Origin of the sequence: Spirulina sp. CCNP1310, assembly GCF_034932185.1 — a bacterium.
Classification (GTDB): Bacteria; Cyanobacteriota; Cyanobacteriia; order Cyanobacteriales; family Spirulinaceae; genus Spirulina.
In genome coordinates, this window is the sequence record NZ_JAYGHW010000045.1 from 1 (window position 1) to 14,775 (window position 14,775).

General features: G+C 54.0%; 15 protein-coding genes and 1 rRNA gene. 4 read left to right on the forward strand and 12 right to left on the reverse strand.

What is annotated here, in order from left to right; all coding sequences use genetic code 11:
* Positions 1-94: 94 nt before the first annotated feature.
* Positions 95-212, forward strand: a 5S ribosomal RNA gene (gene rrf, locus VB712_RS09675).
* Between the two features lie 119 nt (positions 213-331).
* Here rrf and rsmG read toward each other — a convergent pair.
* The 4 genes from rsmG to argC form a co-directional block, all read right to left on the reverse strand.
* Positions 332-1,090 (reverse strand): 16S rRNA (guanine(527)-N(7))-methyltransferase RsmG, encoded by a 759-nt coding sequence (gene rsmG, locus VB712_RS09680; RefSeq protein ID WP_323254356.1) that lies wholly within the window; start codon positions 1,088-1,090, stop codon positions 332-334.
* Positions 1,087-2,307 carry a serine/threonine protein kinase gene (locus tag VB712_RS09685; protein WP_323254357.1) on the reverse strand — a complete coding sequence of 407 codons (1,221 nt, stop codon included), beginning with the start codon at positions 2,305-2,307 and terminating at the stop codon, positions 1,087-1,089. Before VB712_RS09685 ends, rsmG begins: the two co-directional genes overlap by 4 nt.
* 165 nt (positions 2,308-2,472) lie before the next feature.
* Positions 2,473-5,220 (reverse strand): CBS domain-containing protein, encoded by a 2,748-nt coding sequence (locus tag VB712_RS09690; RefSeq protein ID WP_323254358.1) that lies wholly within the window; start codon positions 5,218-5,220, stop codon positions 2,473-2,475.
* Positions 5,221-5,261: 41 nt separating this feature from the next.
* Complete coding sequence (gene argC / locus VB712_RS09695) at positions 5,262-6,317, reverse strand: N-acetyl-gamma-glutamyl-phosphate reductase (RefSeq protein ID WP_323254359.1); 1,056 nt, start codon at positions 6,315-6,317, stop codon at positions 5,262-5,264.
* A gap of 159 nt (positions 6,318-6,476) precedes the next feature.
* On the opposite strand from argC, the gene VB712_RS09700 reads away from it, so the two are divergent.
* Complete coding sequence (locus VB712_RS09700) at positions 6,477-8,828, forward strand: heavy metal translocating P-type ATPase (protein ID WP_323254360.1); 2,352 nt, start codon at positions 6,477-6,479, stop codon at positions 8,826-8,828.
* Between the two features lie 112 nt (positions 8,829-8,940).
* Positions 8,941-9,450, forward strand: a complete 510-nt coding sequence (locus tag VB712_RS09705; protein ID WP_323254361.1) for an FHA domain-containing protein — start codon at positions 8,941-8,943, stop codon at positions 9,448-9,450.
* A 2-nt stretch (positions 9,451-9,452) separates the two neighbouring features.
* On the opposite strand, the gene VB712_RS09710 is transcribed toward VB712_RS09705, so the two are convergent.
* Complete coding sequence (locus tag VB712_RS09710) at positions 9,453-9,785, reverse strand: hypothetical protein (protein ID WP_323254362.1); 333 nt, start codon at positions 9,783-9,785, stop codon at positions 9,453-9,455.
* A gap of 240 nt (positions 9,786-10,025) precedes the next feature.
* Here VB712_RS09710 and tmk point away from each other — a divergent pair, with 240 nt between their 5' ends.
* Positions 10,026-10,646, forward strand: coding sequence for a dTMP kinase (tmk, locus tag VB712_RS09715; protein WP_323254363.1), 621 nt, complete (start codon positions 10,026-10,028; stop codon positions 10,644-10,646).
* A 25-nt stretch (positions 10,647-10,671) separates the two neighbouring features.
* Here tmk and VB712_RS09720 read toward each other — a convergent pair whose 3' ends face one another.
* The 7 genes from VB712_RS09720 to VB712_RS09750 form a co-directional block, all read right to left on the reverse strand.
* A complete protein-coding gene (locus VB712_RS09720) occupies positions 10,672-11,229 on the reverse strand; it encodes a biopolymer transporter Tol (RefSeq protein WP_323254364.1) in 558 nt (185 codons plus the stop codon).
* An 11-nt stretch (positions 11,230-11,240) separates the two neighbouring features.
* Positions 11,241-12,149: a Ycf66 family protein gene (locus VB712_RS09725; RefSeq protein WP_323254365.1), complete on the reverse strand. Its 909-nt coding sequence runs from the start codon at positions 12,147-12,149 to the stop codon at positions 11,241-11,243.
* A gap of 141 nt (positions 12,150-12,290) precedes the next feature.
* On the reverse strand, positions 12,291-12,410 hold the full coding sequence (gene psbX / locus VB712_RS09730) for a photosystem II reaction center X protein (protein WP_323254366.1): 120 nt from the start codon (positions 12,408-12,410) through the stop codon (positions 12,291-12,293).
* Positions 12,411-12,446: 36 nt separating this feature from the next.
* On the reverse strand, positions 12,447-13,163 hold the full coding sequence (locus tag VB712_RS09735) for a HEAT repeat domain-containing protein (RefSeq protein ID WP_323254367.1): 717 nt from the start codon (positions 13,161-13,163) through the stop codon (positions 12,447-12,449).
* A gap of 134 nt (positions 13,164-13,297) precedes the next feature.
* Entirely contained in the window at positions 13,298-13,906 is a 609-nt protein-coding gene (locus tag VB712_RS09740; protein ID WP_323254368.1) for a methyltransferase domain-containing protein, read from the reverse strand.
* 8 nt (positions 13,907-13,914) lie between these two features.
* Positions 13,915-14,565 carry an HAS-barrel domain-containing protein gene (locus tag VB712_RS09745; protein WP_323254369.1) on the reverse strand — a complete coding sequence of 217 codons (651 nt, stop codon included), beginning with the start codon at positions 14,563-14,565 and terminating at the stop codon, positions 13,915-13,917.
* A gap of 11 nt (positions 14,566-14,576) precedes the next feature.
* The gene (locus tag VB712_RS09750) at positions 14,577-14,765 is read right to left on the reverse strand and encodes an NAD(P)H dehydrogenase subunit NdhS (protein WP_323254370.1); all 189 of its coding nucleotides are present in this window, start codon (positions 14,763-14,765) and stop codon (positions 14,577-14,579) included.
* Positions 14,766-14,775: the final 10 nt, after the last annotated feature.

A 14,775-nucleotide genomic window follows, 5' to 3' on the forward strand; every position in this document is an offset into this window, starting at 1 on the left:
TGGAAGTGCAGTAATGTATGGAGCCGAGGCATCCTAACAGACCGAGGGCTTGACCTCTAAAAATCTTGTTTACTTATGCAGTCTTGAAGGTATAGCTGGTGTCTAAGGCGTAGTGGAACCACTCCGATTCCATCCCGAACTCGGTTGTGAAACACTTCTGCGGCGACGATACTTGGGGGGTTGCCCCCTGGCACAATAGCTCGATGCCAGCTTTATATTTCTGAAAAACCCCCACGATATTTTCGTGGGGGTTTTTCCGTGGGCATTGGCAGGCGAAGGGGCGAAAATTTTTTTGCCCCTACATTAATTGCAGTATCTGATGAAGCGGATTTCAGATGAGAGGATTTTTAGATGGAATGCCTACTGTACGGGGATAGCGATGGGGAGTTGGGGCTATTTTTTGTAGGTAAAGACAATGGCGAATACTGTTGGTGATCGGGGTTGCGAAGGATTCAATGGCTAGAATGGTGCCTCCTAATTGTTCAGCGGCAGATTGGAGACGATCGCCCTCCCCTTCTGGCCAATGACCTTGATAAAGCACGGCAATTCCACCAATTTTCAAATAGGGTAGGGCATATTCGGCACAAACCGGGGGGGAAGCAACGGCGCGAATCAACGCAATATCATATTGAGCGCGGTGACTGGGGACATGGGCGATCGCCTCTGCTCGTCCAGCAACGCCTTGGACATTGTTCAATTCCAGGTTAGCAACAGCATCATGGAGAAACTGAATTTTTTTTTGGGTTGAATCTAATAGGGTGACATGATGATCAGGGTAAAGAATGGCCAGGGGCAGCCCTGGAAATCCTCCCCCTGTGCCAATATCAATGATTTTGGATCCGGGTTGCTCAAAACCCCAGCGATGGAGGGGGCGTAACCCTGCTACAGAATCCCACAGGTGTTTTTCCCAAAATTCTGCCGGTGCTAACAAACGGGTTAAGTTCAGGTGTTGATTCCCGATGCAAATGATCTGGTAAAGTTGCTCAAATTTTTCCATCTGAGCCATTGTCGGCTGCCACTGGAGGGAAGCTTGCCACAGACTAAAATAATCTGCTGGTAATTGGGGCAATGTTTCGAGGGGATGGTTCATTGGCTCACATCGTCATGGGGAGGGAATGATTGTTCCACGTGCCAGAATGTTGATCCGGGTTCAGTGGGACGATTAAGGCGTAAGGATAAGCCAAAGCCTGAGCCGGCTGATGCTGCAATCACACTGGTCATCAGCAGAGCACCTACTGGGAACCGTTCACCAGCGCGATCGCTGACCTTGGTTTTTGTTTTCTTGACTTTCGTTTGAGTCTGTACCCGTGGCTCGGGTTTGGCTGTGGCTTTGGATTTAGCTTTGAGTTTCTTCTCTGCTTGGGGCCGGGTTTTTGCGGTGGGTGAACTTTTGAGCTTGGATTCTGGCTGAAGGGTTGGGGCTGGGGTTTTCTGAACCGTCAGGGGAGGAATTCCTGGTTCCACAGGCTGGGGTTTCTGCTCGCTTTGCTCCAATTCATCCAAGGGCGGGGGGGCGATCGCCCCCTTTAACTGAGCTAACCAAGGAGCGATCGCCCGTTGGCGCTGTTTAGCCTCTGGTTTTAAGGCAGCAAAAATTGCGGTTTGGAAGGCAACGGGCAACCCTTCGGGTAAGCGTGACCAGTCTTGAGCAGGAATATGCTCCAAGAGGGGGGCCGGGGGCGGCGATTCTCCGGTGAGGAGAAAATACAACGTTGCTCCAAGACTGTAAAGATCAGCCTGAGCTGTCACCGTTGCTTTGGGGTTGCATTGCTCTAAAGCCGCGTAACCTGGAGCGACAATATTGGCATGACTTTGGGTGATTTCCGGAGTCAGTTCACAAACTAAACTGACATCAACCAACACAACATCCTGGGTTTCAGGACGATAAACGATGTTGCGCGGTTGGATATCAAGATGTTTCAACCCCGCTTTATGTAGTGCCATAGCTGCTGAACCGATTTGGTGCAACCAATGGACAGCAATTGCTAGAGGCACTGGCCCTTCTTGGCTGATTTTGTCCAATAAGGTTGGGCCAATGATCTGGTCATAGACCACATAGGGAAAATTATCTTCAGCAAAACTTTCCCAAATAGCCGGTAAATGGGGATGAGGGCAGGCGGCTAATCGCTTGGCTAATCCCAAGACTTGTTTCCGAAACTGCCCAAATTGTTCATGTTCCGCTAAACTCGCCGCCAAGGTTTTAATGATCACCGGGCGACTGGAGGTGACTTCAATCGCCGGATAGGTTGCCGTAAAAATTCCCTGGCCAATGGTGGGTTTTAGGCTGTACTTATAATCGTTGCTCATTGAGTCAAAAAATCCTCAGGTTGTTCAAGACGATGCCTTAACCCCCCATCATAGGCTCAGATCCGATAGCACAGCCATGTCACTGGCAAAATACTGAGTCCCATTGCGACCAGCAAAATGCTGATCTCCATTGAAAGATCACATCGGCTTGCGATCTGAAAATTTTCAATGATGGGGATCTGTTTGGGGATAGTGCCGCTGCACATAGTCTATAGCTTGAGAGCGAGTTTTGACCATGCCATCAAGGGTTGCCCCCAAGAGTTGATCAAGAATTTGACGATACAAGGGGCCACGGGGATAGCCCAGTTGTTGGAGATCCCCGCCATTTAAGGGAGAACGCTCTACTGACCATTGAGTTAAGTATTGCCAAATGCGTTGTCGTACTGAGCGAGGGACTTGGGTCAAGAGGCCCACCAATAACGTGCGATCTATCGGTTGGAGAATCTGGACAATTTGGCTTGGGGATAAAGGATCACCTAAAGCTACAGTGATCTGTGATTTCACTCCCTGCCATTGGGCTAACCGTTGACAACTGGCCAGGGGCAACTGAAGCTGATCCGCCGCCCGCAAGGCTTCAGGAGTGGGGAGTTGGGAGAGTAACAATTCCAGTTTTAGTAGCCAGGGGGGAAACTGGGGAGAATACTCCCATTGGCGCAGGCCACGATCTAAAAGACGTAACTGCCGAGCCACGGTTCGCGTCAGAGCCAACTGAGGATGGAGACAGCCCAATGCTCCCAAATCCTGGAGTAGTTGCAAGGCCCCTAACCAATGGGGGGTGGTGAGAATATATTGCAATTCTGCCCGTAAGCGGGTGGTGAGGGCAGGGGCCTTGGGATCATGGGCCAGGGAACGATTGTAGACTCCGCTTTCAATGGCATAGCGGATCAAATCCACGGTTTGGGCTTCCAATTTGAACCCCAATCGCACGGCAAACCGCACGGCGCGATAAATCCGAGTCGGATCTTCGATAAAGCTGTTAACGTGAAGGACGCGAATCAAGCGCGATCGCAAATCCCCCATCCCCCCGAAAAAATCCAAAATTTCCCCCTCCCGGGGGGACGTGAGCCGCAGGGCCATGGCATTGATTGTAAAATCCCGGCGGTAGAGGTCTTGACGAATCGAACTGGCTTCCACCTCAGGATTGGCCGCCGGATAGGGATAAAACTCCGTCCGCGCCGTGGCAATATCCACCGCCAACGATCCTAACCGGGGATCTTGATGCCACAGTAACGCCGCCGTTTGGAATGCCCCATGCACCGAGAGCCGCGCCTGGGGATACCACTGCTGAATCGCTTTCGCCAACTCCACCCCTGCCCCCGCCTCAGCGGCCCGATGGAAGCCGTCCACCACCAAATCCAAATCCTGCACTAAGGGTAAAGGTTCTTCTCGCCCTTGATGGAGCAGGAGATCCCGCACCACCCCGCCCACAATATAGAGATGCCAACCCCGCTCGGTAGCCGATTGAGTCAACTGCTGTAAAAAATTGCCTAACGCCGGCCCGAGCAATTGTTGGGGGTCGGAGAGAGGGCAGCGGGCTAAAGTTTGATGTGTGGGAGAACGATCTGCGATGGGCAAAGCCCGGTCGAAGACCATCGCCCCCCCATCCCCCTCCTCCCCTTGGAACCGTTGGCGGAGCACATCAGTACGAGTCACAATCCCCAATAATTTCCCCCCCTCCACGACGGGCAACCGCCCCACATCCTGTTCAACCATTAAGCTTTCAATTCTGGGGAGATGGTCATCGGGGCCAATGGTGTGGAGGTTGCGGCTCATGTAGGCTTTGACCGGCGCATGGCCAAAGCCGTGATGGAGGGCCAGATCCAAATCCCGCCGGGAAATGATTCCCACCAGTTGATCCTGTTCATCAACCACCGAAAGGCCGGAATGACCGTAGCGCAGGAGAATCCGCTGGGCCGTGGTGATGGTGGTTTCGGGGCGGATCGTGCGTACCGGGGAGGACATTAAATCCCGCGCTGTGAAAGGCGGGGGGATTTGGGCGATCAATTGGGCCAATAACTCTGGAAATGTCTCAAGGGTAGGATCATGGATGGCCGCTGCCGCTGCTTGGCTATGGCCGCCGCCCCCCCAAGGGGCAAAGAGACGATGCAGATTGGTGTGGGGGATGCGCGATCGCCCGATCACCGTTAATCGTTGGGCTTGGCCCCGGTGATAGCGATGGCCCAACAGCAGGCCATGGCTTTCGGTCAGATCCATCAATCGCTCCGCCAAGCTGGATAGACCGGGGATAAAATTGGGCGTTTCTAGATAAATGGAGGCGATCTGATAGCCCTGCACGGTGATCGTTTCTAACTGCTCTAACGCCGTTGCCAGCAGTTTTTGCAACGTGGGCGTGAGGCCAGGATCGAGATACTCCCGCAAAGTGGGTAAACTGGCCCCCTGCTCCAGTAACCAGGCCCAAGCCCGGACATCGCGGGGGGTGGTTTGTTCAGAGGTGAGGGAAGCGGTATCCACATGAATCCCCAAGGCCATCACCGTTGCCTCCACCACCGTCGGCTGGCAATGGTGCGATCGCAACTGCTCCACCACCAACGTCGTACTCGCCCCCACCGCCTCCACATGGCGGATCGTCGCCGGAATATCCCCCACCGCTTCGAGATGGTGGTCATAAACCGTAATGTGATCTAACTGGGGGAGATCGAGCCAAGCCTTTGCCCCACCGAGGCGATCGCGCCCTTGGGTATCCACCACCGTTAGGGAGCGGATGCGTTGCGGATTGACGCTGCGCCGCTCAATCAGAGTCAACTCATCGCGATAGAGGGCTAAAAACCGCTTCACCCCCGGATGGGCCCCGCCGGTCAGCACCACTCTCCCCCCAGGGATCAGCCGGGTTAACCCCACCGCTGCCCCCAGGGTGTCAAAATCCGCCATTTGATGACACAGCATTAAATCCATGGGGGGGAGTGGGAAGTGAGCAAAAATATTGAGAGCTACATCTACGGATAGAACGCCAACGTCGGTAAACCCAAGGTTTCCGGCCAGCCCATCATGATATTGAGGCACTGCACCGCCTGCCCGGATTGTCCCTTAATCAGGTTATCAATGGCGGAGAGGACGATGACGCGATCGGTGCGATTATCCACGGCTACACCGATGTAACAGACGTTCGTCCCGGCGGCCCATTTGGTTTGGGGATAGACCCCCGCCGGCAGAATTTTAACGAAGGGAGAGGAACGATAGAAGGCTTTATAGATCGTGAGGAGATCTTCCCGTACCAAGCCCGGATCCCGGAGCGTGGCGTAGACGGTGGCGAGGATGCCTCGCACCATGGGGATGAGGTGGGGGGTGAATTGGATACGCATCGGGTGGCCCGCTAATTCACTACACACCTCCTCAATTTCCGGCGTGTGGCGGTGCGCCCCAGCCACCCCATAGGCTCCAAAGGAGTTACCGGCTTCGGCGAGGAGCATCCCCACCTTGGCTTGGCGACCGCCGCCGGAGGCCCCGGATTTGGCATCAATAATCGCGGTTTCCGGGAGAATTAACCCCTGTTTGAGGAGAGGGGCGATCGCCAATAAACTCGCCGTGCAATAGCAGCCAGCACAGCCGATTAAATTCGATTCTTGAATACTACTGCGGTACAGTTCCGGCAACCCATAGACCGCTGTTTCTGCCAGGTCGCGATCTTCACGGTCTTTCTTATACCAAGCGGTATAGGTGTCTAAATTTTGGAAGCGATAGTCAGCGGAGAGGTCTAAAACCTTACAGCCTTTGGCAATGAGGGCGGGAGCCAGATCGCAAGCCAGACCATTGGGCAGGGCTAAAAATACGGCCTCACAGCGATCAGCAATCACATCGAGATCAATGGGTTCGATCATCAAATCAAACTGTTGGTCGAGGTGAGGATAGAGTTCAGAGAAGGACTGCCCTGCACTACTTTTGCCACCCACATAGACAATTTCAAGATTGGGGTGATCCAAAAGGAGGCGCACCAACTGCACCCCACCGTAGCCCGATGCCCCCACAATCCCAACCCGCATCCGTTCAGTCATGATTAATCGCGTTAACTCATTGGCCGCAAAACATGGCTTGCATTGTAGTATCAAATCTGTGAATTCGGCAGTCCATTCGCTACATTGTTAACGACATCCCCCCGATTGCCTGGACTCTACCGCTTTAACCCGCAGCTTGTCTGCTCTCTTTTTTTTATGATGACGACCCCCCAAGCTCCCCCTGCTCCATCACCTCAATCCGTTGCCACGCTGATTCTAGATGTGGAGGGGATGCAATGTGCGGGCTGTGTCAGTGCGGTAGAGCGGCAATTGCGCCAACAGGATGGCGTGATTACTGCTTGTGTGAATTTGATTACGGCGATCGCCGTTGTCGAGTATGACCTCCTGGTGATTGAACCGGCGACGATGGCGGCCTATCTCAGCCAGCGGGGTTTTCCCAGTATTCCCCGCGATCGCGAGACTCCAACGACGGATCAACCCAGTTGGCGCGATCGCGCCCGGGTTGAGCAGCGCCAACAACAGCAACGGTTAGCGATCGCCGCCATCCTGCTCTTTTTTTCCGCCCTGGGCCATTGGGGCCACTGGGGCGGCCCGATGATCCCGGTGTTGAGCCAAATTAGTAGCCATTGGGGCCTGGCAACCTTGGCAATTTTGATTCCGGGCCGAGAAATTTTTATCGATGGGGCGCGAAGTTTGCGCTATGGCAATCCCAATATGAATACGCTGATTGCCCTCGGGACGGGGAGCGCCTATCTGGCCAGTTGCGCGGCGTTGATCTGGCCTGGATTGGGGTGGGATTGTTTTTTTGATGAGCCGGTGATGTTGTTGGGTTTTATCTTTTTGGGGCGGACGTTGGAGGGCCAAGCCCGCCGCCGCGCCACCGCTGCCTTAGAGGCTTTGATTGAACTGCAACCCCAAACTGCCCGCTTGGTGAGCGCCACGGATTTCGCCCAAGAAGCAGGCATTGAAATTCCGGTGCGATCGCTGCGGGTGGGGGAATGGGTGCGGGTTCTACCGGGGGAAAAAATTCCGGTAGATGGTCAGGTCATGCAAGGGCAATCGACGGTGGATGAGTCGATGTTGACGGGGGAATCCTTTCCGGTGGTGAAAGGGGTGGGCGATCGCGTCACCGCTGGCACATTGAATCAAGGCGCAATGCTGGCCATTCAAGTGGAGCAGGTGGGGACAGACACAACATTGGCGAAAATTACCGCCGCCGTTGAAGCGGCCCAAAGCCGCAAAGCCCCCATCCAGCGACTGGCGGATCAACTATCGGGGTATTTTGCCTATGGGGTGATGGCGATCGCCCTCCTCACCTTTAGCCTCTGGTCACTGTGGGGAGAAACCTGGCTAGAGGGCCAGGGGGAAATGGTGGCCAGCTTATTAAGTTTGAAATTGGCGATCGCCGTCCTCGTGGTTGCCTGTCCCTGTGCTTTGGGCCTCGCCACCCCCACAGCCATTTTAGTGGCCACCAGTTTAGGAGCAGAGCAGGGGTTGCTGATTAAAGGGGGAGATAGCCTAGAAGCCGCCCACCGCGTCGATACCGTTGTGTTTGATAAAACCGGAACCCTCACCCAAGGCTGTCCCCACATGACCGACTGTTATCCCCTGGGAAATTGGAGCGAAAGGGAATTGCTCCAATGGGCCGCCAGTGTTGAGCAAGGCAGTCAACACCCCCTTGCCACCGCCATCCTCAACGCTGCCCAACGGGAAACCCTACCCCTTTGGCCCGCAGGGGAATTGAACAGTGAACCCGGTTATGGAGCCTCTGCCCAACTTTACCCTCCCGATCAGCCGGTTGGCCTCTGCCGGGTGGGGAATGCCCGCTGGCTAATGCAGGCCGGCATTACCATTCCTGAGATCCTTACAGCCCTAACAGAAACCCTAGCCCGTGACGGTAAAACCGTCATTTACCTGGCCCTCAATGATGCCTGTATTGGCCTCTTGGCCTTCAGCGATCCCCTCCGGCCCGAAGCCGCACCAACGGTTAAACACCTTCAGGATCTGGGGTTAAATGTTGTGTTACTGACGGGGGACCAACCGGCGGCGGCGGCGGCGATCGCTCGCCAATTAGGAATCACCGATGTGATTGCTCAAGTGCTACCAGCCAACAAAGCCATGGAAATTGCCCAACGCCAAGCCCAAAATCATTGTGTCGCCATGGTGGGCGATGGGATTAATGATGCCCCCGCCTTAGCGCAAGCCGATGTGGGCATTGCCCTGGGGAGTGGTACCGATGTGGCCTTAGAAACCGCCGATATTATTCTGCTCGGTTCCCTCAGTTCAACCGTGAATCTAGGGGGGATAGCAGCGGTGTTACGCTTAAGCCAGGCAACTTTTGCTAAAATTCGCCAAAATCTCATCTGGGCCTTGGGGTACAATGGCCTTCTTATTCCCATTGCTGCGGGTTTACTACTGCCCCAGTGGGGATTTTTGTTTAGTCCACCCATGGCAGGGGCTTTGATGGCTTTTAGCTCTGTGATTGTTGTCACCAATTCTTTATTGTTGCGCGATCGCTTCTTTGACCCCAGGCATCACGGCAAAAATTAACCAGCCAAAATTTTTCTGCGCAGAAAGTGTAAATTGACTGTGACAGAATATAAGGATATTGAGTCGCTAATTTTTCTCTCACTCAGCAACACGAGGCATACACGGGTTGTCCATGACTGCACCAATACCACAATCGCAGCAAGAGCATCTACTGATCGTCGAAGATGCCAGAGGGCGACGTTCCGTACCTCTCCTGGCCGGTCAATATTCCATCGGACGCGATCGCAGTTGCGATATTCACCTCAGTTCTCAGTTTGTTTCCCGTCACCATGCCGTTTTAACGCGACAAACCCGTGGCGATGGTACAGCCTTTTATCGCATTGCCGATGGTGATAGCCAAGGTCGCCCCAGTGTCAACGGCCTCCTGATCAACGGTCGCAAAATTACCCAGCACAACCTCCAGAATGGGGATGAAGTGATCTTTGGCCCTCAGGTTTCAGCCATTTATCAATCAAGAATTTTTCCGGTGCGCCATAACAGCGATGAACTGCCGATCCCCCCAGTAGAAGACCCCTTCGATATCACGCTGATCGATCCAGCGATGATGTCAGGGGATACGGAAGGGGCAAGTTACCAAAATTACGATTTTGGAGGGTCAAGTCCCCATCATGACGATCTGTGAATTTACTGCAATCGCCAAGGGGTTTGGGTTTCAATCTTGCGTTTCACGGTGTCGAAGACCTGGCGACAGTGGTTATCTTGTTTGAGGGGTAACTCTTCGTTTTTGAGAATGCAGTTTAAGTGGACTTCTTTCGAGGCAACGCCTTGGTAGTCAATTAAGGCTTCAACGGTGACTAATTTTGTAAAGGCCACATTCCCCGGCTTCTCGCGACCAACAACATATTCGTTATTGGCGTAAATGATCTCAATATCACAGGAACGAAGTGCTTCACCGAGATGATTAAGCAGAATTTCAATGGGGTTGCGGCTGGAGAATGAGCAGGAATAACGAGCCATAATCTTCCTTAACGTCTCAATGGTGTTCTCTTGTTCGCTCTAAACCATGAGCAATGTGGCAATTTAGATGGTCAGCACCTTCACCAAGCAGGTTTTTCCACACTCTAACGTTTTAAGCCTGGTTCTGTCAGGGGATTGCGTCTAACACCCGATTTCTTTTTGAGCTTAACACTCTGATCACGGCTTAAGATAACGGAAATATGCCAATATTGTTCCTTTCTAAAGAAAATCTTAAAAATTATGAGCGGTCGATTGATTGTCTTTGAGGGGGGGGAGGGGGCGGGAAAAACCACACAAATTGAGCGATCGCAGGCTTGGCTGATCCAAAAAATCGGTAATAAATGCGCCGTCATCGCTACCCGTGAACCGGGAGGTACGGATTTAGGTAAGCAACTCCGAACATTATTGCTCCATGGGGATAGCATTGTTGAGCGGGCAGAACTGCTGTTATTTGCCGCTGATCGCGCCCAACATATTGATACGGTCATTCGCCCCGCGTTAGCCGCCGGAAGTTGGGTACTGTGCGATCGCTTTACCGATTCCACCTGGGCCTACCAAGGAGCGGGGCGGGGCCTAGACCGGGAGCTAATTGCCCAACTCAATGCCATTGCCACCGGGGGGTTAACCAGTGATCTCACCCTTTGGTTAGATGTGCCGGTAGAAGTGGGTTTAAGTCGTCGTCAGGGGAAGGGCGATCGCATTGAGGCGGCGGATCTTGCTTTCCATGAACGGGTACGGGGGGGATTTGCTGAGTTGGCAGTGGCGGAACCGGAGCGGATTGTGCGCATTGAGGCTAACGGATCGCTGGATCAAGTTGAACAGCAGATTCAGGAGGCGATCGCCGCCAAAGGTTTCTGGTAGAGGCGAAAAATTTTTCGCCCCCATCTTAAGGATCAATCAATGTGCCATCGGCTAAATCTAATTCCACATTGGGGCCGCGATCGAGAATTTCCACATCCCATTGCCCCCGCCGAGCGGTTTCAAAACTGATATAGCGGCCATCGGGGCTGATTTTTGGGTTGCGGATCCAATCCCGATAGCGACGGCTGACTATTTCGGAACGCTGAAGGGCTTGGTCGTAGAGGGCAATTTCGGGGCGGCCTTGGTCGTGGGTGAGGTAGGCAATATAACGGCCTGTGCGGCTGAGGCTGGGGTTTTGTACCATTAAGCCATTGCGGTTTAAGCCGGGCAACGTGAGGAAGGCTTGGCGATCGCGGTCATAAACAGCAATTTGGGCTGTGCCGTTGCGATTGGTTACAAAAGCCAATAAACGGCCGTCGCCGCTCAGGGCAGGCTGTTCCTCCGTAAAGCGGCTATTGAGGCGGGCGGATTCGCCGGCATCGGGGGTGGTGTTACAACCCGTGAATACCAGCAGAGAGAGAACAGCAACGCTCAACCAGGGCGATCGCCTCGGCTTTTCCCTCGAAACGGGGGACTGAACCATGGGCGAAGGGTTTAATATTCACCAGGACGACGGGGGGCATCCCCGTCATCCTCTGGATAACGGGGCTTGCGCCTCACGGGTGGCTCATGCTCATCTTCTTCAAAATCTGCTGGCGATTGAGCCTCTGAGCCATCATCTTCATCATCGGGTTCTGGATCGTATCGCTCCGGCTCAATGCCGAAATCCTCCTCCTCATAATCCACATAGTCCACATAGGGAGCCGGCTCCTCATCTTCATAGAGGGCGGTGCGGGGGGGATTGCGCCGGGGGCGATCGCGCTCCGGCGGGGGTTCTGGGGGGCGACGACTGGGGCGACGACTAGGGCGGGGTTCTGTTTCCCACTCATCTTCCCAAGCATCCTCAGCACCCCTAGATTTTTCAGGGGGATATTCTCGCGGCGGAGGGCTGGTGCGACTGGGGCGACGATTGGCGCGGGGATCGGGTTTTTCCAACGGGGGACGCTGGCTACGACTACGGGGCGGGGGTACAGGTTCTTCCTCATAGTCATCGCTGCCCCGGAGCCGTTTGCGGGGGGGATAGTTTTCATCCCGATAGGGTTCAATTTCGTCGTAGTCCGGTTCTCGATAGGCTCGATAGGAGCGACTGACGGGGCGATCGTCATCGACGATGGGAGTGCTGCGGCGGGCCTGCTCCGTGGCAAGGCCGCGCAATCGCAGCGTTTCAAAGGCAAAAAAGAACGTGGCAGTGGCGAGCAAAAACTGGCTTAACTGCATAATCGGGTCGAACCGCCAACCATAGAACATCAAAATCCCACCGCAGACTAAACCGACAGCGGAAAAGAAAATATCATAGTCGCGGGAGAGTTCCGGGCGCACGGAGCGCAAAAAATAAAGCCCGGCCCCGGCAATCGCCAAGAAAACTCCGAGTAAACTGGCTGAATTCCATCCAAAATTAACCATTGCTGCTTGCTTAAATCTCAGTCCCGCGATCGCTGACGGATTCATTCTACCTTAGCGAACTCTGGCCAGGAACGCACCAAAAAACCCCAGTATCTTTTCCCTGAAGGGCGTTGATACTGGGGTTGAAGATTACACAAACCCCTAGGAGCGGGAGATTTTATCTTTTTGGCTGATGAAAACGAGGGCAACGGTGGCGGGAATGACCACAACCAATGCACCAGCGAGAAGGCTGTAAAGGAAATTGGCTAAGGAGGGTGTCATGGTTTGATTAAGTTGCTTCACTTAAATTGTTAAGGATTATTCTAGAGGGTTTTGACCCTCTCGCGATCCCGATTCTGGAGTTTCCAGGCGTTGGCTTAACCGCTCTAGGGCGAATTCTGCCGCTTGGGCGACTTGGGGGTGGGCATCTTTGGCGAGAAAGGTGAGGGCAGATTGGGCCTTGGGGCTGGGCAGATGGCCGAGGGCTTCGGCAAGGCGTTGGCGCACGAGCCAATCTTCGGAACCGGCAAAGTTGAGGATCGCATCGGTGGCATCCAAGGCTTTAATTTCCCCCAGGGCGGCGATCGCCGCCTGTTGGATCACCACTTCGCTACTTTTCAAGGCTTCGAGTAATACCGTTTGAGCGCGGGGATCTTTGAGGTTGCCCAAGGACACCGCTGCACTAAACCTTACTAACCATTGGGTATCTTCATAAAAGGCCCGCACTAGGGGTTCAAAGGCGCGGGGGTCTTCCAGATAGCCCAAAGCCCCGGCAGCATCGGCGCGAATCCCATAATCTGGGTCAGTTTCCAGTAAGCGGATTAAAATCGGATAGGATTCTGCCGTGGCTTTAATTCCCAAGGCAAACACCGCCATGGAGCGGATTTGCAGCACTTCATCATCTAACACCTTTTTAATCAGGGGCAGGGCTTCCCCTGGGGAGAAGTGGCGCAGGTGAGCCAGGGCCACCATGCGATCGCGGGAGTTCTCACTCTCAAGGTGTTGCTCAATTTGGTCTAAGCTCAAGGGGGCCATGGTGGTTTGCGCTGAGTTTGCTGAGAATTGCTTTAACAATCTTAACAATTCTCTGCTCAGTCGGTTGGGGAGTGGGGAGCGTTAATGTAGGGGCGAAAGATTTCTCGCCCCTACGCCAATCAATGCTGCTCTTTTCACTCTCTTCTCCTCGCTCTGAATCGTCCCCAATGCTCTTCTCCCTGGCGATGATCCGGGGACTCGTCGAGGGGATTTAACTCGATGATCGTGAAATGGGGGTCAAAGTAACGGCGAATTTCTTCCGGGGTCGAGCCAAAGGGCGGGCCACCAGGGCGGCCATGGGTGAAAAAGATGGCTAACAATTCTCCCCCCGGTTTGAGTAAACCCTGAACTAGGGCCACATAGCGATCGCGCTGACTGGGATCCAAGGCACAAAAACAGGTGTGCTCCACCACATAGTCAAACTGGTGGGCAAATTCCGGCAAGAGGTCGAAAATATTACATTGGCTGAAGGTTGCCGTTAGGTTGCTCTGTTGTGCTTGCTGGCGGGCGGTGGCGATCGCCCCTGGTGCAAAATCTACCCCCGTCACCTCAAAATCAGCTTGGGCAAAGGCTAAGGCATCATGACCCGCCCCGCAGCCTAAAACAATCACCCTTGCCCCAGGGGTTAAGGTTCCCGAGGACAGTAACGCCCGAAAAGCAGGAGCCGCTTGCCCTAAATCCCAAGGGGGTACGCCTTGCTCATAGTGGGATTGCCAAAATTGCGGTTCAGAAATGGCATTCATAAGATCTTCTAGAGATGAACCTGACTGAGGATGTAGCGCAAACTGTCGTAGTCATCCTTCAGTAAAATACTCAGCGTCCGACCGGCTTGGATGAGCCAGGGGCGATCGCCCTCGCGACAGTGAAACGCCGAGCGCAACGCTGCCGCCAGCAAACTTTCCACCGGCACCGCTTTAACCTGGAGGAGCGATCGCAAAAAATCCAACTTTTCCGTAAACTGCACCACTTCCGCCGCCGTACAACGATAGACCCCTTGGTGAATTTGGGGGGGACGGGGGGGAAGGTATTGAAACGCCTTACCCTTGTCCCCCACAGATGGAGCAATAAACCCAACAATCGCCGCCCGAAATTCAGTTTTGAGCATGGCAAAAATCTGCGGTTGCTCCTGACGCAAATCCGCCAAAGACAGCCCCAAGGCCCGGGCCCGATGCACCGAATCAATCGGGGTGGTTGTCGCGTAGGTAATCACGCCAATAATGTCATTCCCCGATTCCTCATCATGGGCTTTCACCCAACTGCCAAAGGGGGGCATCGCCGGGAACGTCAAATCCTCCGGCTCCAGACATTGAGCGACAAACTCCGTCGTTGCCGTTTCAATCACCTCGGCAATGTGGTCGGGGCGGGGGCGATCAGTGGCAAATTGCGGTAGGGGTAAACGCATAGCCAGTAGGGTTATTTTTTACCCTGAGTGAGATCAACAGCTTCTAGTTCCGACAGTTGGAACGTCACCAGCTTATCCCAGTTGCCCCCTTCAAATAAAACAGCAACTTTGCCATCAGTGAGGCGTTGAACCAGACCCTCAAACTGATAATAGGTATCCTGAGGGTTTGTGACACGGACTGTTGCACCAGGTAAAATCATCATCGTTCAA

Bases quoted from the DNA above. Each gene is read 5' to 3' on its own strand.
- VB712_RS09690 (WP_323254358.1), bottom strand. From the start codon at position 5,220: ATGGATTTAATGCTGTGTCATCAAATGGCGGATTTTGACACCCTGGGG.
- VB712_RS09725 (WP_323254365.1), bottom strand. From the start codon at position 12,149: ATGGTTAATTTTGGATGGAATTCAGCCAGTTTACTCGGAGTTTTCTTG.
- argC (WP_323254359.1), bottom strand. From the start codon at position 6,317: ATGACTGAACGGATGCGGGTTGGGATTGTGGGGGCATCGGGCTACGGT.
- VB712_RS09735 (WP_323254367.1), bottom strand. From the start codon at position 13,163: ATGGCCCCCTTGAGCTTAGACCAAATTGAGCAACACCTTGAGAGTGAG.
- VB712_RS09710 (WP_323254362.1), bottom strand. From the start codon at position 9,785: ATGGCTCGTTATTCCTGCTCATTCTCCAGCCGCAACCCCATTGAAATT.
- VB712_RS09720 (WP_323254364.1), bottom strand. From the start codon at position 11,229: ATGGTTCAGTCCCCCGTTTCGAGGGAAAAGCCGAGGCGATCGCCCTGG.
- VB712_RS09685 (WP_323254357.1), bottom strand. From the start codon at position 2,307: ATGAGCAACGATTATAAGTACAGCCTAAAACCCACCATTGGCCAGGGA.
- rsmG (WP_323254356.1), bottom strand. From the start codon at position 1,090: ATGAACCATCCCCTCGAAACATTGCCCCAATTACCAGCAGATTATTTT.
- VB712_RS09745 (WP_323254369.1), bottom strand. From the start codon at position 14,565: ATGCGTTTACCCCTACCGCAATTTGCCACTGATCGCCCCCGCCCCGAC.
- VB712_RS09740 (WP_323254368.1), bottom strand. From the start codon at position 13,906: ATGAATGCCATTTCTGAACCGCAATTTTGGCAATCCCACTATGAGCAA.
- VB712_RS09700 (WP_323254360.1), top strand. From the start codon at position 6,477: ATGACGACCCCCCAAGCTCCCCCTGCTCCATCACCTCAATCCGTTGCC.
- VB712_RS09750 (WP_323254370.1), bottom strand. From the start codon at position 14,765: ATGATTTTACCTGGTGCAACAGTCCGTGTCACAAACCCTCAGGATACC.
- psbX (WP_323254366.1), bottom strand. From the start codon at position 12,410: ATGACACCCTCCTTAGCCAATTTCCTTTACAGCCTTCTCGCTGGTGCA.
- VB712_RS09705 (WP_323254361.1), top strand. From the start codon at position 8,941: ATGACTGCACCAATACCACAATCGCAGCAAGAGCATCTACTGATCGTC.
- tmk (WP_323254363.1), top strand. From the start codon at position 10,026: ATGAGCGGTCGATTGATTGTCTTTGAGGGGGGGGAGGGGGCGGGAAAA.